Genomic DNA, 22,967 nt, shown 5'->3' on the forward strand with positions numbered 1-22,967 from the left:
GCTATCCGCCCGTGACACTCATATGACGTGCTGGCCCCTGAACCTCTCCCGGCTTGGCGCCGAGCATAAAATTATGACCGCGCGGCTTCAGCGCAATGGCAGTCTGTATCCCGGATAAAAGAGCCGCATCATCTCCACCCGAGCGCATGATCTCGCGCAGATCAATGCCATCTTCCTGACCCAGACACGTATAAAGTCGGCCGGTGCAGGATACCCTGACCCGATTGCAGCTATCACAAAAATTATGGCTCATGGGGGTGATGAACCCAATGCGTCGTCCCGTTTCTGCAACCCGCATATAGCGGGCTGGCCCACCCGTTCTGTCTGGCAAAGACTCCAGAGTCCAACGTCGCGCCAGTTCCATTTTCACTTTGGAAAGCGGGAGGTAGGTTGCTGTTCGATCCTCGCCCGTCTCGCCCATCGGCATGGTTTCAATCAGGCAAAGATCTGCCCCAATGTCACCACACCACGCCAGCATGTCATCAAATTCATCGTCATTTACGCCAGCCATGGCAACGGTATTGATTCTGACCGCCAGACCTGCCGCTCGGGCAGCCCGAATACCCTCCAATGTGGTAGCCAACTTCCCGCGCCGTGTTATCTGCGAAAACCGTGAATCATCCAGCGTATCAAGGCTCACATTCACCCGGCGTACACCCGCCTTGAACAATGTTTCCGCATAAAGGGCCAACCTGCTGCCGTTGGTCGTCAACGTCAGTTCTTCAAGCCCCCCTTCCTGCTGCGGGTAATGCAACCATTGACCCAGATGCTCCAGAAAAACGCCTATATCCTTGCGAACAAGAGGCTCCCCGCCCGTAAGGCGCAGCCTCTTGACGCCATGCTTTACAAAAACACGACAAAGGCGAAAAAGCTCTTCAAAATCAAGAACATCCTCACGCGGCAGAAAGGTCATGCTTTCGGCCATGCAATACACGCACCGCATATCACACCGATCTGTCACCGACATCCGGAGATAGGAAATACGGCGGCCTGCTGGATCAATTAAAGAGGACAACATAGGTCCACTATATAACAAAACACCATCACGTTGTCGAAATCCAAATACAGGCAGTCCCCGTAGCTGGTACGGCAGCCCCCTGCGTAAAGAGCATTTGAAAGAAAATAAAGCACACCGTGCCCACCAACAGGGCGTGGCCTGCCCATTCTCGCGTCAGTCAGAACCCGCTGAATTACCCACATCTTCTAGTGGGTTACGCATGCCCCCGAGAAATCAGGCAGCGCTATTCCCGACTGAGCAAGCTGCTCAGTCAACGCGCTTTTCAGCTGTGCAAGGCCCACTTCGTCCGTGCTTTCGGCACGCGCCACCAAAACGGGTTGCGTATTGGACGCCCGCAGCAACCACCACCCATCCGGAGTTGTCACGCGCACACCATCAATATCGGATATTTCTGCCCCGGCATGACGAAGACGAGCAGCAACGTCTTCCATAACCTTGAACTTGCGCTCATCATCACAGTCGAACCGAATTTCCGGGGTGGAAACAGACTGAGGAATCGTCTGCCGCACCACAGAGAGCGGTGCATCAAGACGGGCAAGACACCCCAGCAACCTTACTGCTGCATACAGGGCATCATCAAACCCATACCATTTGTCCGCAAAGAACATATGGCCCGACATCTCGCCAGCCAGAAGGGCGCCCGTTTCCGCCATTTTGGATTTGATGAGAGAATGTCCGGTAGGGCACATCACAGGCTTGCCGCCAGCACGCCGTATCTCATCAAAAAGAACCTGACTGGCCTTTACATCCGCAATAATGGTCGCACCCGGATGGGCGTTCAGCACATCGCGCGCCAGCAGAACCAGAAGCTGGTCCCCCCATAGGATTTCGCCCCTGTTATCGACCACCCCAATACGGTCTGCATCGCCATCGAAGGCAATGCCGATATCTGCTTTTTCTTCCCGAACAGCCGCAATCAACTGCTCAAGGTTCTTAGCTACCGTGGGATCAGGATGGTGCGCTGGAAAATGACCATCTATCGTCTTATTCAGAATCGTATGCTCACCGGGCAGACGCGCGACCAGTTTTTCCAGAACCTCTCCGGCACAACTGTTGCTGTTATCCCAGACCACCTTTAGCGATGTCTGGCCTCCATCCCAGTCTTTCAGCAAACGGCTTATATAGTCCTCACGAATATCTACGGAACGAACCGTACCGTCCTGCAAGGCAACCACATCACCTTTCGCCGCCAGATCTCCCAGTTCACGGATCTGGGCTCCAAAAAACGGCTTGCCGGCGAACACCATCTTGAAGCCGTTATAATCGGGCGGATTATGGCTGCCTGTTACCATAACGGCCCCATCAGCCTTCAACATGATGGAAGCAAAATAAAGCATCGGGGTGGGACCGCAGCCTATCCGCACCACGTCCACACCCGATTCTGCGGCTCCCTTCACCAATGCCGTTTCCAACACTGGTGAAGAAAGACGCCCGTCATACCCAATCACAACCGTCTTGCCGCCTGCCCGGCTGACCATGCTGGCAAAAGTCCGCCCTATGGCAAAAGCATCGTCAGTCGTCAGCGTCTTTCCGACAATTCCGCGAATATCGTATTCGCGCAGACTGCTCGGATCAAAGACGTGTGAAAAAAGCATTAAAGGTTTTGAGTATAGTTCTTCAGGAAACCCTTTACATCGTCAGCCAGATCAGGGCGATCCAGAGAAAATGCGATCTGAGCTTCAAGGAAGCCGATCTTGTTGCCGCAATCAAAACGGCGACCTTCATAGCGCAGGCCATGGAATGGCACTTCGCCAATGGTCTTCGCCATTGCATCCGTCAACTGCACTTCACCACCAGCACCTTTTTCCAGCTTGGAAAGATGCGGCATGATTTCCGGGGTGAGAATATAACGGCCAATAATGGACAGGTTGGATGGTGCGTCTTCAGGTTTCGGCTTTTCAACCAGCCCCTTCACTTCAACCAGACGACCATCATCCTTGCCGGTATCCAGGATACCGTAGCGGTTGGTGTGTTCACGCGGCACTTCCGTGACGGCCACAACACTGCCACCTGTCTGGTAGTACGCATCCGCAAGCTGTTTCAGGCAGGACGTCTTGGCCTGCACAATGTCATCAGGAAGCAGAATGGCGAACGGATCATCCCCAATAAAGCTCCGCGCACACCAGATGGCATGCCCGAGCCCCAGCGGCTCCTGCTGGCGCACCGCCACCAGAGACCCTGCTTCAATGGAACTCGGCTTCAGGGCTTCCAGCGCATCTACCTTGTTACGCTCACGCAGCGTTGCTTCCAGTTCGTAAGCAATATCGAAATAATCGATCAGGGAATCTTTCCCACGGCCTGTAATCAGGCAGAATTCCTCAATCCCTGCTTCACGCGCTTCATCAATCGCATATTGAATGAGAGGCCGGTCAACAACTGTCAGCATTTCCTTGGGCATGGCTTTGGTTGCCGGCAGGAAGCGTGTACCCAGTCCTGCAACAGGCAGAACTGCTTTACGTAAAGGCTTGGGCTTGGACACGAATACGACACCTTGAATTAAGAGTTCAGTTGTAACAAATGCGCCACGGTACCCGTACTATCAGAGAGCATATTCCGTCAAATCAGGCCTGACAGCACAATACCTCCTCATGCACGGGCATAGTCCCGGCTGAGGTAACGCAGGTGCGACAACAAAGATTACGCGGATTTTAAACAAAGAAAGAAAGGCCTGACTATGGCACTTGGGCCGTTTTCAGGCTGAAATAATAATTTTAATCATGAAATTTCATGATTCCGGGAAAAACCAGCTTTTGGTTTTTGCTGAATTTTTCCGGAAATCAGAATAATGGTGCGGCCGAGAAGACTCGAACTTCCACGGGGTATTCCCCCACAAGCACCTCAAGCTTGCGCGTCTACCATTCCGCCACGGCCGCCCCGTGACAACCAGTACCGAAAGAGCGATACCGTTTGGTGAGAAGCCCTATAACCGAACCAACATCAGGCGGCAATGACCAACAAACACTTTTTATGGGAAATCAGCAAAAACCCGGTCCCTTACCCTTATGCTCTCTCCCGCATGCAGGATATTGCCCAGAAAATCCGCTCCCAGCAGGCAGAGGAACGCGTCTGGCTGCTTGAGCATCCCCCTCTTTATACAGCCGGAACCTCCGCCAAACCGGCAGATCTCTTTAACCCCCACCATTATCCTACCTATGATGCCGGACGCGGCGGCCAATGGACCTATCACGGCCCCGGCCAACGAATCGCCTATGTCATGATGGATCTGCAAAAATCCCACGGGCAGGTCCCGGCGCGCGATTTACGGGCCTATGTGCACGCCTTGGAAAATTGGATCATCCGCACATTGGCAGAATTCGGCTTGAAAGGAGAATGTCGGGAGGGACGTGTCGGTGTGTGGGTCATTGATCCGCAAAGCGGTCAGGAAGAAAAAATTGCCGCAATCGGGGTGCGCGTTTCACGCTGGGTCAGTTGGCATGGCATAGCCATCAATCTTCACCCCGACATGGCGGATTTTGACGGCATCGTGCCCTGCGGCATCCGGGAATTTGGGGTCACCAGTTTTCAGAAGCTTGGCCTGCCGGTGACCTTTGCCCAACTGGACGCCGCCCTCGCCAAAAACTGGACAGCGGTGTTTGGTGAGTCTCCTTCAGCGTTTACGCCTCTTCAAGACGAATAAACAAAGTACGGCGCCGCTCATCAACAAGCCGGATCTCATACAAAGCGAGCCTTGCACCATCATCCCGGAAAATCAGGGTAACAAGGCCCTGAGACGGGTTTTCCGTGCGCGCAAGTGACACCTGAAGAATTCCGGCAGGCTTCTGAATGTCCGTCACCGTCACAGCACCTGTGAGCGACAAAGGGTTGCCCATCAGAAGCCCTAACGGGTTGTGGGCCAGCCCCATACGGGTTTCTGAGCCTGTCTGACTGTCTTTAAATACGGCGTGAGAGCCAGATGCCTCCAGATCCATGGGATGAGGCGCTGTGTAAATCAGGTGGAGATACCCTGCATGATATGTCAGCACGCCTCCGCCTGTCGTGCCATTGGGCCATGTCTGGCTAAAGGGCACATTCTGCAATTTCACAGCGCGAAGATAGGCTTCAACCCTGTGAACATCATCCTGCCCGGCGGGAGCGCCCACTCGGCCTGTGGCACACGCCGCCAACGCCAGCGGCCCGAACAGAGCGATGCGGCGGGAGAGGCCATAGCGCATGGGGCGACTGGCAGAACCGTCAAACAGAATGGTCATGAAAGAGCTGCATCCTCTTCTGGTGTCCGTAATGTCAGGGCCAGAGCGTGCAGACCGCTGCCAAATTCATAACCAAGCGCGTCATGCACCATGCGCGACCGATTCACGCGGCTCACCCCTTCAAACAGCCGACTGACCAGCAGAACGCGAAAATGCGTTTCCGTTGCTCCGGCTTCTGGTCCTCGTGTCATGGCCACATGATGAGCATGACGGCTGCTTTCATCCAGAATTTCGAGCTTTTGTGGCGCAAATGCGGCGGTCAATGCCTCTCGCACACGGCTGGCCCGTGCGCCACTCGCCTCAGATGTCGATGCAGAATTGCGACGCGAAGCCATACGTTCCCCCTTGCACAGAACAGTTCATGACGCACATAACCCTGATGATGAAGCGAAGGAATACCCGTCATCGGGCGTTCGATCCGGATCCGGACGCCCCGCAGCGCTGCTGTGACATGCCCGATTGTGACAAACCCGCCGGTTATCGCGCCCCTCGTTCACGTGAGACGCTCAACCAGTATTACTGGTTCTGCCTCGAGCATGTGAGGGAGTATAACGCCCGGTGGGACTATTACAAAGGCATGTCACCCGGCCAGATCGAAGCGCATCTGCGTGCCGATATCGCATGGGATCGGCCATCGTGGGCGTTTGGGCAGAGTTCAGCCCGCCCCCGCAGCCAGAATTTCAATGAAGAAGAGATCCTCGATCCGCTGGATATTCTTGGTCAGAATCGTCGCGCCCGCGCAGAACGTCGTCGTCAGGCGGCCAGACCGCATATCCCCGATGCCCTGCGTGAACCACTGGCAACGTTGGGTCTGGACTGGCCTGTCACAATGGATGAAGCCAAGGCCCGTTACCGCTCGCTCGCCCGCAAGCACCATCCAGACACAAACAATGGAGATCGTGAGGCGGAAGAACGCCTCAAGGTTATCAACGTTGCCTTTACGATCGTGAGATCACATCTTGCAGGAGAGGGTCTCGAAAAAGCTGGCTGATCGTGCCATCCTGCATCCCCTTCTCTGCCCACCGGGCTCTGTGCATCTGGCCGCATGACCGGAAAGCCCACTTAAAAATCAGACGGATAAAGAATGACTGCTTCTGCAAGCCCGGCTTCCACGGGTGACCTCCCCCCGATTTCCGCCCTTTCAGCGCCGGATCGCGAAGTCTCGGTCCGCGAAGTGTTCGGCCTTGATTCTGACTTCACGGTCCCTGCCTTCTCCCTCCGCACCGAGCATGTGCCAGAAATTGATCCGGCCTATCTGTTCGACCACGATACCACCCTGTCCATTCTGGCCGGGTTCGCCTTCAATCGGCGCGTTATGGTGCAGGGCTTTCACGGAACAGGGAAATCCTCCCACATTGAACAGATTGCGGCCCGGCTGAACTGGCCGTGCATCCGCATCAATCTGGACAGCCATGTCTCCCGTATTGATCTGGTGGGGAAAGACGCCATTGTGGTGCGTGATGGCCAGCAGGTGACCGAATTTCAGGAAGGTCTGCTGCCATGGTGCCTGCAACACCCCTGCGCACTGGTGTTTGACGAATATGATGCCGGACGCCCGGATGTGATGTTCGTGATCCAGCGCGTTCTGGAAGTGGAAGGGCAACTCACCCTTCTTGATCAGAACCGTGTCATCAAGCCGCATCCATGGTTCCGTCTGTTCGCCACAGCCAACACCATCGGTTTGGGCGACACCACGGGCCTGTATCATGGCACCCAGCAGATCAATCAGGGCCAGATGGACCGCTGGAACATTGTCACATCACTGAATTACCTGCCGCATACGCAGGAAGTCGGTATTGTGCTGTCCCGCCTGGGCATTGACCCGAATGACAAAGCAGCCCGCGGTACCATTGAAAACATGGTGGCCCTTGCCAACCTGACACGTGCAGGATTCATGGCGGGCGATCTTTCCACTGTCATGTCTCCCCGTTCGGTTATCGCGTGGGCTGAAAACGAACGGATTTTCAAGGACACAGCTTTTGCGTTCCGCGTCACGTTCCTCAACAAATGTGACGAAGCCGAGCGCAACATGGTGGCGGAATATTACCAACGCTGCTTCAACACGAGTCCTCTGCCTAAAAAGGGCTTCTGAAGTTTGAAGGGAGAGCGGTTTTTCAATGGCTGACAGCAGGAGAGGAGCACAGGCTCCACCGCCGGGCCATAACCGGAATCAGGGAGCGTCAGACTCGGAAAACCGGATTGACGCCTTCAAGCAGGCCACAGCCGCTACCCTGCGCGCATTGGGCGGCCAACGCGATACGGATGTCTCGTTTCATACGGGCAATATGCCGGTCGCGCCCCTCAGTGTGGGGGGGAGTGTGCGCCTTCAGCAGCCCTCCCGCCATCTGCGGGAAGATGAAATTTCGCGTATTCGCGGTGCTGCTGATGCACAGGCGCTACGGCTGAAACATCACGACGCCGATCTGCACAAATCCCGCACGCCTGACGATAGTATGGCGCGGGATGTGTACGATGCTCTGGAACAGGCGCGTATTGAAACCGTCGGCGCACGGCACATGAAAGGGGTCGCCGCCAATCTGCGGGAGCGGCTGGAACAGGACTGCCGTGAAGGCGGCCTTGAACGTATGACTGACCCCAGTCAGCTTTCTCCTGCTGTCGCGCTGGAGCTTCTGGCGCGCGAATATCTGACGGGCGAACCTGCCCCTGTGGCAGCGCAGGGTATCCTGCATAAATGGCGGGAAACCCTTCCCCCAAAGGCTTTGCAGGCCCTCTCCAAGCTCAGTGAAAATCAGGATGATCAGGCTGCTTACGCCCGCACATCCCGCCAGCTTCTGGCTGCCTGCGCCCTGACGGAGGAAGACACATCTTCTGACGAACTGGAAGAAGATCCTGACGGTTCGGACTCTGCCGATAGTCAGGATGAGAATGACGCGTCTCCGCCTGAATCAGAAGAAAACGCACCGCCAGCCGAACCAGAATCGACCGAGGCCGCTCCACAGCCTCAACTGATGGCCGGAAGTGGTGAAGCCTCACCAGACATGCTGGAAGAGGAAACCGAGGGCAGCGGCGCAGAAGGAACGGGGGATGCCGCAGGGCCGGGCAACCGCCCGGAAACCCCGCCGGGCGAAACCGCCAAGACCTACCACGCCTATACCACTGCATTTGACGAAGAAATTCGCGCCGAAGATCTGTGTGATCCGGAAGAACTCAACCGTCTCCGCCATCAACTGGACCTGCAACTGGCCACCTTGCATGGCGTGGTCTCGCGTCTGGCCAACAAACTGCAACGCCGTCTGATGGCGCAGCAAACACGGTCCTGGGAATTTGATATGGAAGAGGGTCTGCTTGATGCTGGCCGTCTCTCCCGCGTGGTGGTTAACCCCCTGCTCTCTCTCTCCTACAAGCAGGAACGCGACACGGAATTCCGGGATACCGTGGTCACGCTGCTGGTGGACAATTCCGGTTCCATGCGGGGCCGCCCTATTTCCGTGGCAGCTTCCTGCGGGGATATTCTTGCCCGCACGCTGGAACGCTGCGGGGTAAAGGTGGAAATTCTCGGCTTCACCACGCGCGCGTGGAAAGGGGGCCAGAGCCGTGAAAAATGGCTACAGGATGGAAAGCCGCCAGAGCCCGGCCGCCTGAATGATCTGCGTCACATCATTTACAAAGCGGCCGATATGCCGTGGCGCCGTGCCCGCACTAATCTGGGGCTCATGCTGCGCGAAGGCCTACTGAAAGAAAATATTGATGGCGAAGCCCTGCTGTGGGCATGGAAGCGCCTGAAAAACCGGCCGGAATCCCGCAAGATTCTGATGGTGATTTCAGATGGCGCTCCGGTGGATGACAGCACGCTTTCCGTTAATCCGGGCTCCTATCTTGAAGATCACCTGCGCGAGGTGATCCATATGATTGAAGACCGCAGCCCCGTGGAACTGACAGCAATCGGCATCGGGCATGATGTGGGGCGCTATTATCAGCGCGCCGTCACCATTACCGATGCGGAAGAACTCGGGGGCACCATGTTGCAGGCACTGTCCGGCCTGTTTGATGAAAAAAGTGCCCAGCGTGGCCGCCGGAAGGCGCGCTCACGCAGGTAAGGTCTCGGCGCTCGCCCGGTGCAGGGGTTTCCCTGTCCGGGTTTCGGCCAGATCAAGCAGGGCGTTCAGCAGAATATCGGCGTCCTGCTCCGTGGTGCGGTGATTGACAATAGCCGCACGAATGGCCCGCTTCCCATGTAGCGTGGTGGTGGAAGGTGCTGCAATCCCGCTTTCATGCAGATCCTTCACCAACTCGCCATTCAGCGTATCCAGATCCTCGTTCTCCACCACCACACGGAAACAGACGATATTCAGGGTAACTGGAGCCAGCAGTTCCAGACATGGCGTGTCGTCAATCCGGGCTGCCAGATAGCGTGCGACAGCACAGGACCGGGTCACCACCTCCCCCAGCCCATCGGTGCCAAATCCGGCCAGAGTGAACCAGACCTTGAGCGCCCTGAAGCCACGAGACAGATCCGGCCCCAGATCACAGAACCACGGCGCACCGGCCGCCAGCCCTCGATCTTCCCGTGCCAGATAAGCCAGAGACTGGGCAAAAGCTGCGGCCTGCTTCCCTTCTTCACGCACAATAATGCATCCGGCATCGTACGGTGTCTGCGCCCATTTATGAAAATCCAGCGCTATGCTGTTGGCCTGCTCCATCCCGGCAAGTGCTGGAGCATATTCAGCCGAAAGCCGCGCTAAAGCGCCAAAAGCGCCATCCACGTGGAACCAGAGCCCCTCATCCCGCGCAAAAGCCGCCAGATCAGCCAATGGATCAATGGAGCCCGTATCGACTGTTCCCGCAGTTCCCACCACCAGAAAGGGTTCAAACCCGGCTGCCCTGTCCTCCGCGATCATGGAGCGCAATACGTCCATATCCATACGGAATGCCGCATCCATCGGCACACGCCGCAATGCATTGGTTCCCAGCCCTGCCAGATCAAAAGCACGGGCAATGCATCCGTGGGCCGTTTGCCCGGCATATCCCACCAGCCTGCGGCTTTGTATCCCCTCTGCCCGCATTTTCACGCCTGCGGGCACCCCGCGGCTGGCCGTAATCACACCAATGAAATTCGCCATTGAAGATCCGGTAACCAGTACGCCGGTCGCTGTTTCCGGAAAACCGAGCATGCTGGCTGTCCAGCGAATGACCATCCGTTCCACTTCAACCGGAGCATGGTCACGTCCGCCTAGATTGGCGTTAAGCCCCGCGGCCAGCATCTCGGCCAACATGCCCTGAGGGGTGCCACCGCCGTGCACCCACCCCATAAAACGCGGATGCCGGTTACCAACCGCATAGGGCAGAACCTGCTGGGTAAACTGATGGTAAAGCTGGTCAACAGGAGCGCCTGACTGCGGCAAAGGCGCATCATGAAATCCCTGCCTGACACTTTCGGGCATAGGTTGCCACACTGGCCCTGCAGCCACGGCCTTCACGTTATCCAGCATGTCATCCAGCATGCGGTGACCCAGCGCACGCAGCTCTTCCCAGTTTTCCGGATCAAGCCCAGCCATGGTTCATTCTCCTACTTCGGCTGGTGTCAGGAGCGCTTTTTCTGCCTCGTGCTTCTTCATCATGACCGCAAATTTACGTGCCAGCACAGCACAGACAAACAACTGGATCTGATGATAGATCATGAGCGGCAACACAACGAGCCCAACCGAAGCTGGCGGAAAGAGCACGTTGGCCATAGGCACCCCTGAGGCCAACGTTTTCTTGGACCCGCAGAACACCACGGCAATCTCATCCCGCAAAGGCATACCCACCAGCCGGCTGCCAAAAGCCGTGATGACCAGCACACACACCAGCAACAGAAAGTCCACCACGGCAATCAGACCGAGTTCGCTCAGCGGCAGACGGTGCCACAGCCCCTGAATCACGGCATCACTGAACGCTGTGTAAACCACAATCAGGATCGACCCGCGATCCGTCATGGATAGCAACTTCTTGTTGCGGTGCGCCCATGCGCCAATCCACGGCTGAAGAACCTGCCCCAGCACAAACGGAAGTAGAAGCTGGAAGACAATATCCATCACGCCACCGGACTGCCCGCCATGGCGCGCCAGCACCAGCCCGACCAGAAACGGCGTAATGAAAATGCCAAAAACATTGGATGCCGTCGCCGCACACACAGCGGCGGGCACGTTCCCCCCGCCGATGGATGTAAACGCGATGGAAGATTGAACGGTGGACGGCAGACAGCACAGGAACAGAACGCCCAGCCATACCTCATTCTGCAACAGGCCGGGAAAAGCAGCATGCAACGCCAAACCCAGCAGCGGAAACAGCACAAACGTGCAGCACAGGATCATCAGATGCAGGCGCCACGCGGTCAGCCCTTCCACCACGGCCTTACGAGAGAGGCGCGCGCCTTGCAGGAAAAACATCATGGCAATGACAATAATGGCCAGCCACCGAAAAACCGGCACGGCCGCACCATGGCAGGGAACAAACGTGGCCAGCAGCACAGTGCCGATCAGGCTGAGAAGAAACGGATCTAATCCAAACATGCCGCGTACCGTCTTTCCTGTTTTTCCGGGGCGTATGGTCCGTAACCCAAGGCACAGCCAACCCGCACTATTTTTTCACATCAAGATTGCGTCTGCCGTCTGCTTACGCCACCTTTACGCACAAATGAAAGCACACACCATTCCCCCTCTGGCCTCTCTCATGCTCGTGAGTGCGGGTCTGGCCTACCTTGCAGCCTCACCCGTGCGGGCGCTGGCGGCACCACCCGGAAGCTGCGCTGTGATAAACCATGGTGCGGTTCAGGCATCCGCCCACGGCGTCACGTATCAAAACACCACCGTACGCACGCCGGATGGCAGCACCACGCTTACCGTCAAGCAGATGCATTACACCGCCCCGGAGGGGGATGACGATTCCATACAAAATCAGGCGGATGCGGCATCGCTCCTGCTGGTTTCCGCCATGACGGGCCACCACAATGCTGCCTGCTCTGACTGGCTGCAACAGCAGGGCCAGAGCGTGGCCAAAGGGCTGAAAGCTGGAGGCACCTATGATCTGGCATGGAGTAGTGCTGCAATCAGCCGCGGCACCGCGCATGTCGGTATCGGGTCGGCTCACCTTAAACTGGAAGGCAGCACCACAGCCCACACAAGTGCGGCCACCCTGGGCCTAACCGGACTGTCCTTCCGGAATGTCGCTAATCAGGACCTTCTCCCCACCACCGCCCATGCTGCGTTCTCTCTTCCAGCATCGGAGCTTCCCGCGCTTATGGCGGCTATCGGCGGCAAGGCAGAGCAAGCCCCGGCAGTGCATGTCACCATCTCCAGTTTTGACGCGCAACGCGACACCGTGCAGTTGAAGGGAAATGGTACGGCAACCCTTACCGGTAACGTCAACGCCACCTCAGCATCCGGCCATCTGGAAATAACGGAACTGGAATCCCTGATCGAAAAGGCGCGTGCAGCCCAACAGATGAAACTCGCAGCTGGTCTCGTTCTGGCCCGTCTGGTCAGCCATACGCAAAACGGCGCGAATGTCTGGAATACCAGTTGGGAAGGCGGCGTTCTGACTGTGAACGGCTTCCCTCTTCCATTAAAATAACGAGAAGCATCGCTCTCTCCTGAGCACGGTCCACCATCGTCTGAAGCGGGAGCTTATCGAAGAAGCTGGGTAAAAAATCAGCAGATGTTAGCTGGCGAGGGATTTGTGGGGCCGAACAGGCAACTGTGGCGGCCCGATGATGGGCCTTCACGACGGCGTTCAACCGCAATCGTCGTTGCCCACGGCAAGACCAGCGTACCATTCTTTTTCAAAACAGCGTCTTAAGCTGCTTTTACAAGAATACGGTGGCAGCCGCCTTATGCTCCCCTACCACCCAATCGGCCCCATGCCCGGGTCCCAGTTCCCCCATGCGGGGTTCCAGGCTCCCCATGCGCCCCAGTTCCATTGGGCATCATCATACATCTGAGCCGTCATTTCCTGCTCATCTGCTAACGCCTGTGCCTGCACATATTGCTGGTAACGGCTATAGGCCGCCTCATCCCCCACATACAGGCAATCACACACCAACGGGTCTGAATACACGTAGAACACGTGATCATTCTTCACGCGCCTTACAAAATGATGCGCGGGCAAACGGTTCAGCATGGCCTGCCGTTCAGGCGTATCTGCCGGTTTCTGAAAAAAGCCCGCCGCGGCCAGATGGTCTTCCTTCCCTTCAATCTGTTGGGACGCCGTCTCACAAGATGGAAGCATCATCAGCAGCCCAAAAGACAGAACAGCCAGAAATCCGGTAGGCGGGCGATGCATCATCCTGTTTCCTTTTCCTTTGGCAGACCAGAAAGGATCTGACAGGGCCGCCCCTTGCCCCACATCTAAAGACGGAAATGAGCCCGGTGATGCAGGCTGGAAGGCAGCATGGTCGTCTGGCAGCCTCTTTATGCCTAACAGCCCCCTGCTTTTGTGCCAGAAAACTCTTTTTTAAAAATGGTTTGAAGTAATCAACACGTTAGCCCCATCAAGCCATCCAGCAGCTTCTCCTGTTTCCCAGCCGAAACCTTGCCGGGGCAGAGAGAGCTCAAGCCCTCTCTGCTACAGGTGCTCTCTCCACCAGCTTGACCAGATCACGCAATACCCGGCGGGCCAGATCAATACGCTGCACATTCGTCAATTCGCGCACCACCGCCAGTTTGTGGTCAGGCCGTAATCTGACGGCACCGTCTTTCCAGCGGCCCATCCATTGCACCAGCCCAGCGGGGTTCTTGAAGCTATTCTGACGGAACTGAAGCACCATTCCTTTTGGCCCAGCTTCCAGACGCTCAATGCCCGCAGCCCGACACAATCTTTTAAGATCAACAATATCCAGAAGGTTTTTCACCTCTGGCGGCACTGCGCCAAAGCGATCCACCAGTTCGGCTTCCATGGCTTCCAGCTCTGCATCGGAAGCAAGCCCGCTGATGCGCCTATACAGTCCCAGCCGCACCGGCAGGTCCGGCACATAATCAACGGGAATAAGTACAGGCAAACCGACAATGATGTTGGGGGTCCAGTCTCGGTCCTCGGCACGTCGACGGCTGGCGTCCGCACGCAGATCTGCCACGGCGTCTTCCAGCATCTGCTGATACAGTTCAATGCCAACTTCGCGCACATGGCCAGACTGCTGATCTCCCAGCAGGTTACCCGCCCCGCGCAGATCAAGATCGTGAGACGCCAGCGTAAAGCCAGCGCCCAGCGTATCCAGAGTCTGCATGACTTCCAGCCGCTTTTCGGCTGAGGCCGAGAGAACATGGGTTTGCGGCCATGTCAGGTAGGCGTAACCGCGCTGCTTTCCACGGCCAACGCGCCCGCGTAGCTGATACAACTGCCCCAGCCCGAACATGTCAGCCCGATGGATGATCAGCGTGTTCACCGCAGGCATATCCAGCCCGCTTTCCACAATGTTGGTGGAGAGCAGGATGTCATATTTCCCGTCAGAAAACTCGGTCATAACCCGTTCAAGTTCTGTGGGAGTGAGCCTGCCGTGCGCCTGAATCAGCTTGGCGTCCGGCACAATGGCCGTCAGCCGTTCCGCCAGCCGGTCCAGATCTTCAATACGCGGGGCCACACAGAAAATCTGCCCACCCCGGAAGCGTTCACGTTGAATGGCCTCCCGAATCACCACGCTGTCAAACGGCATGATGAATGTCCTTACTGCCAGCCGGTCCGTTGGCGGCGTGGCAATCAGGCTCATCTCCCGCACACCGGAGAGAGAAAGCTGCAACGTTCTGGGCAACGGCGTGGCAGAAAGCGTGAGCACATGCACATCATCGCGCAGCGCTTTCAGTTTTTCCTTATGCGCCACACCAAAATGCTGTTCTTCATCAATAATCAGCAGTTCAAGGGCCGCGAACTGGACCGTCTTGGCCAGCAATGCGTGCGTGCCGATCACCACATTGATGGACCCATCAGCCAGCCCTTTGCGCACGGCTGTGGCATCCTTGCCCGTTACCATGCGGGAAAGCTGGGCTACCTTGATGGGAAAGCCCTCAAACCGGGCAGCAAAAGTGCGGTAGTGCTGGCGCGCCAGCAAAGTGGTCGGCACCACCACGGCCACCTGCCCGCCAGACATGGCGGCAACAAACGCAGCCCGCAGCGCAACTTCCGTCTTGCCGAAGCCTACATCCCCGCACACAAGCCGATCCATCGGGCGGCCTGAACCCATATCCTCAAGCACATCAGCAATGGCGCGGGCCTGATCATCCGTTTCCACAAACGGGAAACGAGCGCAGAATTCATCCCACAAGCCCTCAGCCGGGGCCAGCACTGGTGCTTCCTTCAATGCACGGGCCGCAGCCGTCTTGATCAGGTCGGACGCCATATCGCGGATGCGCTGTTTCATCCGGGCCTTACGGCCCTGCCACGCAACACCGCCCAGCTTATCCAGCGGCACACCGGCCTGATCCGAGCCAAAGCGGCTCAGCAATTCAATGTTTTCAACCGGCAGGTAAAGCTTTTCATTCCCGTCATACAACAAGCGAAGGCAGTCATGCGGCGCCACGCCAACACTGACGGTTTCCAGCCCATCATACCGGCCAATGCCGTAATCCTGATGCACCACCAGATCGCCCGCCGTAATTTCTCCGGCCTCGGCAATCAGTTCATCAGCACGGCGACGGCGGCGTGGTGGGCGGCCAATACGCTCCCCAAGCAGATCCTGCTCAGAAACAAACGCCATGTCCTCCGCAACAAAGCCGCGTTCCAGACCCAGCGTCAGCAAGCCAACAGAACCGGGCTTGGCCTTTTTCGCCTGCTCCCAGTTCTCATAGCTCTGGGTCACTACCCCGTGTTCGCGCAGCAGGGTGCCAATGCGCTCGCGTGAGCCCTTGCTCCACGCTGTCACATACGCGCGGCGATTGACCTGCCCCCAATCCCGCACCTGCTCGCCCAGCAGGGTGAAAACCTTTTCACGCTCGGCGTTGGGCACGATCTTGGCGAACATCTTGCCGGGGCGTCCGCCCACATCCATACCGCGGGCCCCATCGGGCTTGGCATAGGGACTGAACGCCACAACCGGCAGCCGGCTGAGGATGGCATTCCATCCTTTGGAATCCAGATACAGAAGATGCGGCGGCAGAGCCCGATATGGCGTTTCTCCCTCCCGCGGCGGCTGACGACGCGCCTGATAGTGGTCGTCAATCATTTCCAGCCGGGTTTTGAGCACCTCTTCCGCCTGATAATCGAGCGAGATCGACACGCCGGGCAGATAGTCAAATACCGTTTCCATCTCGGTATGAAAAAGCGGCAACCAGTGTTCCAGCCCCGGATACCGGCGGCCGTCGCTTACATGTTCATAAAGCGGGTCCGCTGCGGCGCCAGGCCCAAACACGTCCCGCCAGCCCGTGCGGAAACGGGAGATACTTTCGGGATCGAGCGAAAACTCGGAAACGGGCCGCAGGGTCAGTTCCTGCAGGCGCGATGTAGACCGCTGGCTACCCGGATCAAAGGCCCGGATATTTTCAACTTCATCACCGAACAGATCCAGTCGCACAGGTTCTGCTGCCCCGGCGGGATAAAGATCAAAAATCCCCCCACGGCTGGCAAATTCACCCGCTTCCATCACCGTATCTGTACGGGTATAGCCATTGGCCACCAGAAGTTCGATCAGAAATTCCTGATCAAGGCTTTCTCCCTGCCGAATGGTCAGGGACTGGCCTTTAAACGTGCTGCGGGGAGCCACACGCTGCACAACCGCCGCCACCGTTGTCAGAATCAGGCGCGGCTTGCCATTGGCTGGCTCCAGAAGCCGGGTGAGAGTCGCCACACGTTCGGCCACAATGGTCGGGTTGGGAGAAACCCGATCATACGGCAGGCAATCCCAGGCGGGAAAGCGAAGTGTCTCAACATCAGCCCCCATATAGGCCAGCAAATCTGCCAACCGTGCGGTAGAGGCATCATCCCGGGCAATATGCAGCACCGGTCCCTTGTGCTCACGCGCTCTGCGCGCCAGCAGGAAGGCATCATACCCCTCCGCAACACCCCATATGGAGGCTATGCGGTCCTCGACACTCGCTTCTGCCGTCATTCCGTCTTCCCGGCTCCTTTGGCGCGGCTGGCTTCCACCATCCGGCGCAACATGGGGGTGGCTTTTTCCTCGGGCAATGGCAGGCGGCCAAACAGCCAGTCTGTCAGTTCCGGGTCCGGCATCTGCATGATGGCTTCCATATCCGCCAGATCAGCCTCGCTCATGGTCGCCACGTTAGCCTCCACAAACCCGCCGATCAGAATATCGGTCTCAAATGTACCACGATGATTGGCGCGGAACACCAGCCTGCGGCGGCGGGCGGCAAGCGGATCATCTTCAGATACGGCGGAAGCGGGGGCACTACTAAAATTGTCTTGCATGGCGTTACTGTCCTATAGCCTTGGCATTCCTGTCTGTCAGCCGCCAAACAGAGGCTTATGCATCTTCGGTGTCCAGTCCCTTTTCCATCACATCCTCTCCGGTTACGGAGCAGACGGATCTTTCACCCCTTTCCGCAGTGCTGGGCCCACTTGACAGCCTGCCCGGCGTCAGCGCCGCGCGTGCAAAGCTGCTCAGCCGCATAGCGGGCGGCTCCCGCGTGCTGGACCTGCTGTTCTGCCTGCCGGAAAGTGTAACAGACCGCCGCGCCCGCCCGCCGCTTGCGCAACTCAGCCCTGACAGCATTGCGACAGTCACAGGCACGGTTCTGGATATCCGGGCCCCTGCCCCCCGCACGCGCCAGCCGTGGCGTGTCACCATTGAAGATTCGACCGGACGCCTCGAACTGGCTTTTTTCTCCCCGTGGCAGGCCAAGCAGGTTGTGGTTGGCGAATCTATTGTGGCCTCAGGCAAGGTCGAGCGGTTTCATGACAGGCTGACCATGACCAGCCCGGACTATCTGCTTCCCGCCCGCTCGGCAGACCGCATTCCACGTCTGGACCCGGTCTGGCCCCTTACCGCCGGACTGTTTACCGGGCAGGTAAGACAGGCCATGACCACCGCACTGGAGCGCCTTCCTGCCACCCTGCCTGAATGGCACGCGCCTTCCATTCTCAAGCGCAGACGCTGGCCTGATTTTGTTACCGCCCTGACCTGGATGCAGTTTCCTCACCGCATTCCCGGCAGCGAAGCAGGCGAGGAATGGCGGAGCGAACAAACCCGAGCCCAGGCACGGCTGGCCTGTGACGAACTGCTGGCAGATCAGCTTGCCACCCGCATTGCCCAACGTGCCTCCCGCAGTCGGCCCGGCCGTTCATTGAACGGGGATGGGCACCTGCAACAACAGGCGCTTGCCACGTTTGGCCATACGCCCACGCCCGGCCAGAAAAAAGCCCTGTATGAAATTGAAGCCGACATGGCGGCCCCTTACCGGATGAGCCGCCTGTTGCAGGGCGATGTTGGCGCGGGCAAGACGTTGGTTGCCCTGCTGGCCATGCTACGGGCAACAGAATCTGGCGCACAGGCGGCCATCATGGCCCCTACGGAAATTCTGGCCCGCCAGCACGCCCTGACATTTGAACGCCTCTCCCCCGTGCCGGTGGTCTATCTCTCCAGCTCCGTAAAGGGAAAAGCCCGCAAGCAGGTGCTTCAGGCCATTGCGGATGGCTCTGCTCCTCTGGTGGTGGGAACACACGCACTGGTTCAGGAAACCGTGCAGTTTGCAGACCTCGGCCTCGCCGTGATTGATGAGCAGCACCGCTTTGGGGTGGAGCAACGTCTGGCGCTGGTTGAAAAAGGCCATAACGCGGACATGCTGGTCATGACCGCCACACCGATCCCACGCACCCTTTTGCTTACCCGCTTTGGGGACATGCAGATCAGCAAACTGGAAGGCAAACCAGCAGGGCGCAAACCGGTGCGCACATCCCTGCACAGCATTGGCACAATGGACGACGTGCTTGCCGGCCTTGACCGTGCCCTTGCCAAAGGCGCGCAGATCTTCTGGGTCTGCCCTCTGGTGTCTGAAAGCGAAGCACTGGACATTGCAGCAGCAGAAGCCCGCCATGCAGACCTGACAGAACGATTCGGCCCCATAGCCGGACTGGCCCATGGGCGGCAGGACGCCGCAGTGCGGGAAGAAGCGCTTCAATCCTTTGCGCAAGGCAAAACCCGCATGTTGGTGGCAACCACGGTGATTGAAGTGGGGGTGGATGTGCCAACCGCCACCATCATGGTGATTGAACATGCAGAACGCTTCGGCCTTGCGCAGTTGCACCAGCTACGCGGCCGCGTAGGGCGAGGGGCGAAGGACTCGTTCTGCCTCATGCTGCATGATGACGGGCTGGGCCTCACAGCCCGCCGCCGCCTCACCTGCCTGCGTGAAACCGAAGATGGCTTTCTGATTGCCGATGAGGATTTCCGCCTTCGTGGCGGCGGAGACGTAACGGGCCGCAGGCAGTCCGGCCTTCCGGATTATCGTATGGCCTCGGAGATCCTCGTGGATATGCTGCTGGATGCCGCGCACGAGGAAGCGGAACAGATCCTGCCCGACACGGCCCCGGACCAGAATGCGCCATTGCCCCCGGCAGCGCAGGTGCTGCTGGCTCTGTTCAACAAGACCGATGCTGCCCGTATCTTTGCTGGCGGCTAGATGTTTCGTTCCGAAGTTTGAGAACGCGCTGCCTTTTCACGGAAGCAGAAGGATGCGCCATGCGCCAGCTTCACCACAGGAGCCGGAGCGCCCACGCGAACGCACTCCTACCAAGCCCTCCGTCCAGTCCCCATTTGAGAAGACGACAGGAGAACTGGCTGGGTCGAAATTTTGGAGAAGTGAAACGCCCAAATTTTAAGAATGGAAGAGATCCGCCCTACTACCAGAATTTTTCAACAGCATTCCAGGGGGCGGTTTCAGTTGATCTCTTCGTGACGACGCTTTACCAAGGCGTGCCTCAGACGACAGCGCGTGTCTCGGCGTCCGCTTCCGCCAGCCAGCGCTTCACCTGCCCTTCCGGATCAGCATGCAGCGTAAAGTCAGAGACGGCGGCCACGCTATCCGCACCGGCGTCCAGACAGGCCCGTAGCCGCTCAAATGTGATGCCGCCGATCGCCACCAGAGGCAGATCACCGATCAGCTTTTTCCATTCTGTCAGTTTTTCCACACCCTGCGGGCCAAAGGCCATCTTTTTCAGGCGCGTGGGCCAGATGGGGCCAAGGGCAACATAATCCGGTGCACAGGCCAACGCCCTGTCCAGTTCTTCATGACAATGCGTGCTGATACCCAGCCGGACACCAGCCTTTCGGATTGCGACCAGATCTGCCGTATCCAGATCTTCCTGCCCCAGATGCAGATAATCAATGCCTTCATCCAGCGCGATCTGCCAGTAATCGTTCAGCACCAGACACACGCCATGCCGCTTGGCGTAAGTGTGAGCCTGACGAATTTCAGCCACCAATTTCTCAGGCGAATAATTTTTTATTCTCAACTGGATAAAGCGTGCGCCAGCCCCACCGAGCCTGTTGACCCATTCTGCTGTATCGACAACCGGATAAATTTTCTGAGGGAGCGCACTCATGCCAGCATGGCCTTTCCTGCAACAGGGGTGGAGGGAACAGCCATATCGCGCTCTTCCATAGGGTCGGCCACGCGTGCCAGCACGCCAGCTTCTACTGCCAGCCGGAACGCCCGCGCCATCACGGCAGGATCACCCGCCTTGGCAACTGCGGTGTTTATCAGCACGGCATCATAACCCAGTTCAAGAGCCTGCGCCGCATGTGATGGCACACCGATCCCTGCATCCACCACCAGCGGCACGTCTGGAAAATGCGCACGCAGAGCCCGCAGCCCGAAAATATTGTTCAGCCCCTTACCGGAGCCAATAGGCGCCCCCCAAGGCATCAGCACTTCACACCCCGCCGCAAGCAGCCGCTCAGCCACCACCAGATCTTCCGTGGTGTAGGGAAAAAACCTTGAAGCCGTCTTCACTGAGAATACGGGCTGCTTCAACCAATCCGAAGACGTCAGGCTGAAGCGTATCAAGCTCCCCGATCACTTCCAGCTTAACCCACTCGGTACCGAAGACCTCACGCGCCATATGCGCCGTTGTCACGGCTTCCTTGACCGTATGGCAGCCAGCCGTATTCGGCAGCACCGGCACACCCAATTCGCGAATAAGGGACCAGAATGCCTGCCCGGCCCGCTCACCCGCAGATTCGCGCCGCAGGGAAACCGTCACCACTCCCGGTTGGGCTGCCTGAACCGCATCCCGCAAAATATCAGGGGACGGATACTGCGCCGTTCCCAACATAAGGGGAGAGGAAAGTTCAACCCCATAAAAGCGTGCTGTCATACGTCAGCCTCCCTGCATCGGGGCAACAATTTCCACCTGCGCACCATCATTCAGCGCAGTTTTATCGCGTAGCGGCACGGGCACAAAGCTACCATTCATTGCCGTGGCAATGCGGGCGCCACCGTAGCCGAGTTCATCAATCAGCGCCGCCAAGGTGGTGGCGGATACTTCATGAACTTCATCATTGACCACGATCTTCATGCGGGCGTTCTCCCTGTTTCTCTTCGGCACGTAAGCACAGCATCCCGATCACGCAACCTCTTCAAGGCTGTCAAAAAACTCTCTGCATCACCCTGCCCAGGGAAAGCGCGGGCTTTTCTGCTCCGTTTTTTCCGGAGGGATGGTGGGATGAATTTTCTTAGAGCCACTTGGCCCTCACAGCCACACCTCTCCGCTTGTGAAGGGCCCTAATTACCCAGCATTTCCCACGGAATTACCAAAAATCATGTCTGCAGCTTCCCGCGCGCGCGCCGGGGAAAGGAGGAAGCCGTGACGGTACATACCGTTCACAAACACATGGTTCCCCTCTCGCACCACACGGGGCATGTTGTCCGGGTAGGACGGGCGCAAGCCGGTTCCCATCTCCAGAATTTCCGCTTCCGCAAAGCCGGGGTGCAGCACCCATGCCGCATTCAACAGTTCCGTCATGGAGCGCACAGTCATGCCGCCTGCGTTTTCGCTTTCAATCATGGTGGCCCCGACCATGAACACGTGGTCCGCACGCGGCACAATATAAATGGGAATACGCGGATGCAGCATCCGCACGGGGCGATGCAGCACAACATCCGGGCAACGGAGCAGCAGCATTTCTCCACGCACCCCACGCAGAGTAGGCAGTTCCTGCCGCACATTCAGGCCCGTACAGTCAACAATCCAGTCAAATGCAGCGTCATCGGGCGCATCTACGGCTGAAAAGACAGCTTTGCCCCCCAGACTTTCCAAGCGGGCCAGCAAGGCAACCAGCGCCTTACGCGGGTCGACATGGCCTTCATCTGCAAAGAACAGACCTTTATGAAAACGGCCAGCCAGATCAGGCTCCAACCGGGCAATTTCCGCACCGTCCACGGTCTCGAAATGCGTGGTGCGACGGCCAAAGCGGGCAATTTCCCCACTGTCACGCGGGGGAGCCAGAACAAGGCTGCCTGCCCGCACCACATTGGGCACGTGCGCTTCCCACCAGTCAACCGAATCTACGGATTGTGCGGTCACTTCTGGTGGAGCGGATTCCGCCTCACACCACGGGGCAAGCATTCCCCCAGCCATCCATGATGCGCCAGCCCCCACACGGCCGCCGGGTTCATAAAGCGTGACCACGCCGCCACGCTCCGCCAGCGTAACTGCGGCCGTCATGCCTGCAACACCAGCCCCTTTTACCAATATGCGGGGAGTATGGGTCATGATGTGTTGGCCTCCTGCCACCCGATCCTGTGTATGCTGCCGAGCGTCTCGAATTCTGGAGATATGTTATAACGCACGCAGCAGCC

The 22,967-nt window shown here is 57.9% G+C and carries 19 protein-coding genes, 1 tRNA gene and 1 pseudogene; 6 read left to right on the forward strand and 15 right to left on the reverse strand.

All coding sequences use genetic code 11. The features are described 5' to 3' along the window. Position 1: 1 nt before the first annotated feature. The 4 genes from moaA to ASN_RS17510 all read right to left on the reverse strand — a co-directional run bounded on the left by moaA (position 2) and on the right by ASN_RS17510 (position 3,891). Positions 2-1,018, reverse strand: coding sequence for a GTP 3',8-cyclase MoaA (gene moaA, locus ASN_RS17495; protein WP_058988980.1), 1,017 nt, complete (start codon positions 1,016-1,018; stop codon positions 2-4). Between the two features lie 185 nt (positions 1,019-1,203). Then, positions 1,204-2,613, reverse strand: coding sequence for a phosphoglucomutase/phosphomannomutase PgmG (pgmG, locus tag ASN_RS17500; RefSeq protein ID WP_058988981.1), 1,410 nt, complete (start codon positions 2,611-2,613; stop codon positions 1,204-1,206). Then, complete coding sequence (gene galU, locus ASN_RS17505) at positions 2,613-3,497, reverse strand: UTP--glucose-1-phosphate uridylyltransferase GalU (RefSeq protein WP_006557643.1); 885 nt, start codon at positions 3,495-3,497, stop codon at positions 2,613-2,615. The genes pgmG and galU overlap by 1 nt, the downstream gene beginning before the upstream one ends. Before the next feature lie 307 nt (positions 3,498-3,804). Continuing rightward, positions 3,805-3,891: transfer RNA gene (locus ASN_RS17510), tRNA-Leu, on the reverse strand. Between the two features lie 74 nt (positions 3,892-3,965). On the opposite strand from ASN_RS17510, the gene lipB reads away from it, so the two are divergent. After that, positions 3,966-4,655, forward strand: a complete 690-nt coding sequence (gene lipB, locus ASN_RS17515; RefSeq protein WP_058988982.1) for a lipoyl(octanoyl) transferase LipB — start codon at positions 3,966-3,968, stop codon at positions 4,653-4,655. On the opposite strand, the gene ASN_RS17520 is transcribed toward lipB, so the two are convergent. Both ASN_RS17520 and ASN_RS17525 read right to left on the reverse strand, forming a co-directional pair. Further along, positions 4,633-5,226, reverse strand: a complete 594-nt coding sequence (locus tag ASN_RS17520) for a LolA family protein (protein ID WP_231948301.1) — start codon at positions 5,224-5,226, stop codon at positions 4,633-4,635. The two genes, lipB and ASN_RS17520, sit on opposite strands and share 23 nt — an antisense overlap. Then, a complete protein-coding gene (locus ASN_RS17525) occupies positions 5,223-5,561 on the reverse strand; it encodes a BolA family protein (protein WP_058988983.1) in 339 nt (112 codons plus the stop codon). The genes ASN_RS17520 and ASN_RS17525 overlap by 4 nt, the downstream gene beginning before the upstream one ends. 44 nt (positions 5,562-5,605) lie before the next feature. On the opposite strand from ASN_RS17525, the gene ASN_RS17530 reads away from it, so the two are divergent. From ASN_RS17530 to cobT, 3 genes are all read left to right on the forward strand, one after another. Beyond that, positions 5,606-6,217, forward strand: coding sequence for a J domain-containing protein (locus ASN_RS17530; RefSeq protein WP_081473519.1), 612 nt, complete (start codon positions 5,606-5,608; stop codon positions 6,215-6,217). Positions 6,218-6,310: 93 nt separating this feature from the next. Next, positions 6,311-7,318 carry an AAA family ATPase gene (locus ASN_RS17535; RefSeq protein WP_006557648.1) on the forward strand — a complete coding sequence of 336 codons (1,008 nt, stop codon included), beginning with the start codon at positions 6,311-6,313 and terminating at the stop codon, positions 7,316-7,318. Between the two features lie 25 nt (positions 7,319-7,343). Further along, positions 7,344-9,284, forward strand: coding sequence for a cobaltochelatase subunit CobT (cobT, locus tag ASN_RS17540; RefSeq protein ID WP_006557649.1), 1,941 nt, complete (start codon positions 7,344-7,346; stop codon positions 9,282-9,284). Here the strand turns inward: cobT and ASN_RS17545 are convergent. Beyond that, positions 9,273-10,742 carry a pyridoxal phosphate-dependent decarboxylase family protein gene (locus ASN_RS17545; RefSeq protein WP_058988984.1) on the reverse strand — a complete coding sequence of 490 codons (1,470 nt, stop codon included), beginning with the start codon at positions 10,740-10,742 and terminating at the stop codon, positions 9,273-9,275. The genes cobT and ASN_RS17545 overlap by 12 nt on opposite strands. Before the next feature lie 3 nt (positions 10,743-10,745). Further along, positions 10,746-11,738: a bile acid:sodium symporter family protein gene (locus ASN_RS17550; RefSeq protein WP_058988985.1), complete on the reverse strand. Its 993-nt coding sequence runs from the start codon at positions 11,736-11,738 to the stop codon at positions 10,746-10,748. Here ASN_RS17550 and ASN_RS17555 point away from each other — a divergent pair. Then, positions 11,737-12,798, forward strand: coding sequence for a hypothetical protein (locus tag ASN_RS17555; RefSeq protein WP_231948302.1), 1,062 nt, complete (start codon positions 11,737-11,739; stop codon positions 12,796-12,798). The genes ASN_RS17550 and ASN_RS17555 overlap by 2 nt on opposite strands. Positions 12,799-13,065: 267 nt before the next feature. Here the strand turns inward: ASN_RS17555 and ASN_RS17560 are convergent, their stop codons facing one another. The 3 genes from ASN_RS17560 to ASN_RS17570 all read right to left on the reverse strand — a co-directional run bounded on the left by ASN_RS17560 (position 13,066) and on the right by ASN_RS17570 (position 17,577). Then, positions 13,066-13,509, reverse strand: a complete 444-nt coding sequence (locus ASN_RS17560) for a hypothetical protein (RefSeq protein WP_231948303.1) — start codon at positions 13,507-13,509, stop codon at positions 13,066-13,068. Positions 13,510-13,774: 265 nt separating this feature from the next. Beyond that, positions 13,775-17,257: a transcription-repair coupling factor gene (mfd, locus tag ASN_RS17565; protein ID WP_058988986.1), complete on the reverse strand. Its 3,483-nt coding sequence runs from the start codon at positions 17,255-17,257 to the stop codon at positions 13,775-13,777. After that, positions 17,254-17,577: an FAD assembly factor SdhE gene (locus ASN_RS17570; RefSeq protein ID WP_035381754.1), complete on the reverse strand. Its 324-nt coding sequence runs from the start codon at positions 17,575-17,577 to the stop codon at positions 17,254-17,256. The genes mfd and ASN_RS17570 overlap by 4 nt, the downstream gene beginning before the upstream one ends. Positions 17,578-17,645: 68 nt before the next feature. Here ASN_RS17570 and recG point away from each other — a divergent pair, with 68 nt between their 5' ends. Beyond that, the gene (gene recG / locus ASN_RS17575; protein ID WP_058989446.1) at positions 17,646-19,787 is read left to right on the forward strand and encodes an ATP-dependent DNA helicase RecG; all 2,142 of its coding nucleotides are present in this window, start codon (positions 17,646-17,648) and stop codon (positions 19,785-19,787) included. A 298-nt stretch (positions 19,788-20,085) separates the two neighbouring features. Here the strand turns inward: recG and ASN_RS17580 are convergent, their stop codons facing one another. The 4 genes and pseudogenes from ASN_RS17580 to thiO all read right to left on the reverse strand — a co-directional run bounded on the left by ASN_RS17580 (position 20,086) and on the right by thiO (position 22,881). Then, positions 20,086-20,709, reverse strand: a complete 624-nt coding sequence (locus ASN_RS17580; protein ID WP_058988987.1) for a thiamine phosphate synthase — start codon at positions 20,707-20,709, stop codon at positions 20,086-20,088. Then, a pseudogene (locus ASN_RS17585) lies at positions 20,706-21,483 on the reverse strand (thiazole synthase). The gene ASN_RS17580 and the pseudogene ASN_RS17585 overlap by 4 nt, the downstream one beginning before the upstream one ends. 3 nt (positions 21,484-21,486) lie before the next feature. Next, on the reverse strand, positions 21,487-21,684 hold the full coding sequence (thiS, locus tag ASN_RS17590; RefSeq protein ID WP_006559437.1) for a sulfur carrier protein ThiS: 198 nt from the start codon (positions 21,682-21,684) through the stop codon (positions 21,487-21,489). A gap of 210 nt (positions 21,685-21,894) precedes the next feature. Then, positions 21,895-22,881: a glycine oxidase ThiO gene (gene thiO / locus ASN_RS17595; RefSeq protein WP_058988988.1), complete on the reverse strand. Its 987-nt coding sequence runs from the start codon at positions 22,879-22,881 to the stop codon at positions 21,895-21,897. Positions 22,882-22,967: the final 86 nt, after the last annotated feature.

Origin of the sequence: Acetobacter senegalensis, assembly GCF_001499615.1 — a bacterium.
Lineage (GTDB): Bacteria > Pseudomonadota > Alphaproteobacteria > Acetobacterales > Acetobacteraceae > Acetobacter > Acetobacter senegalensis.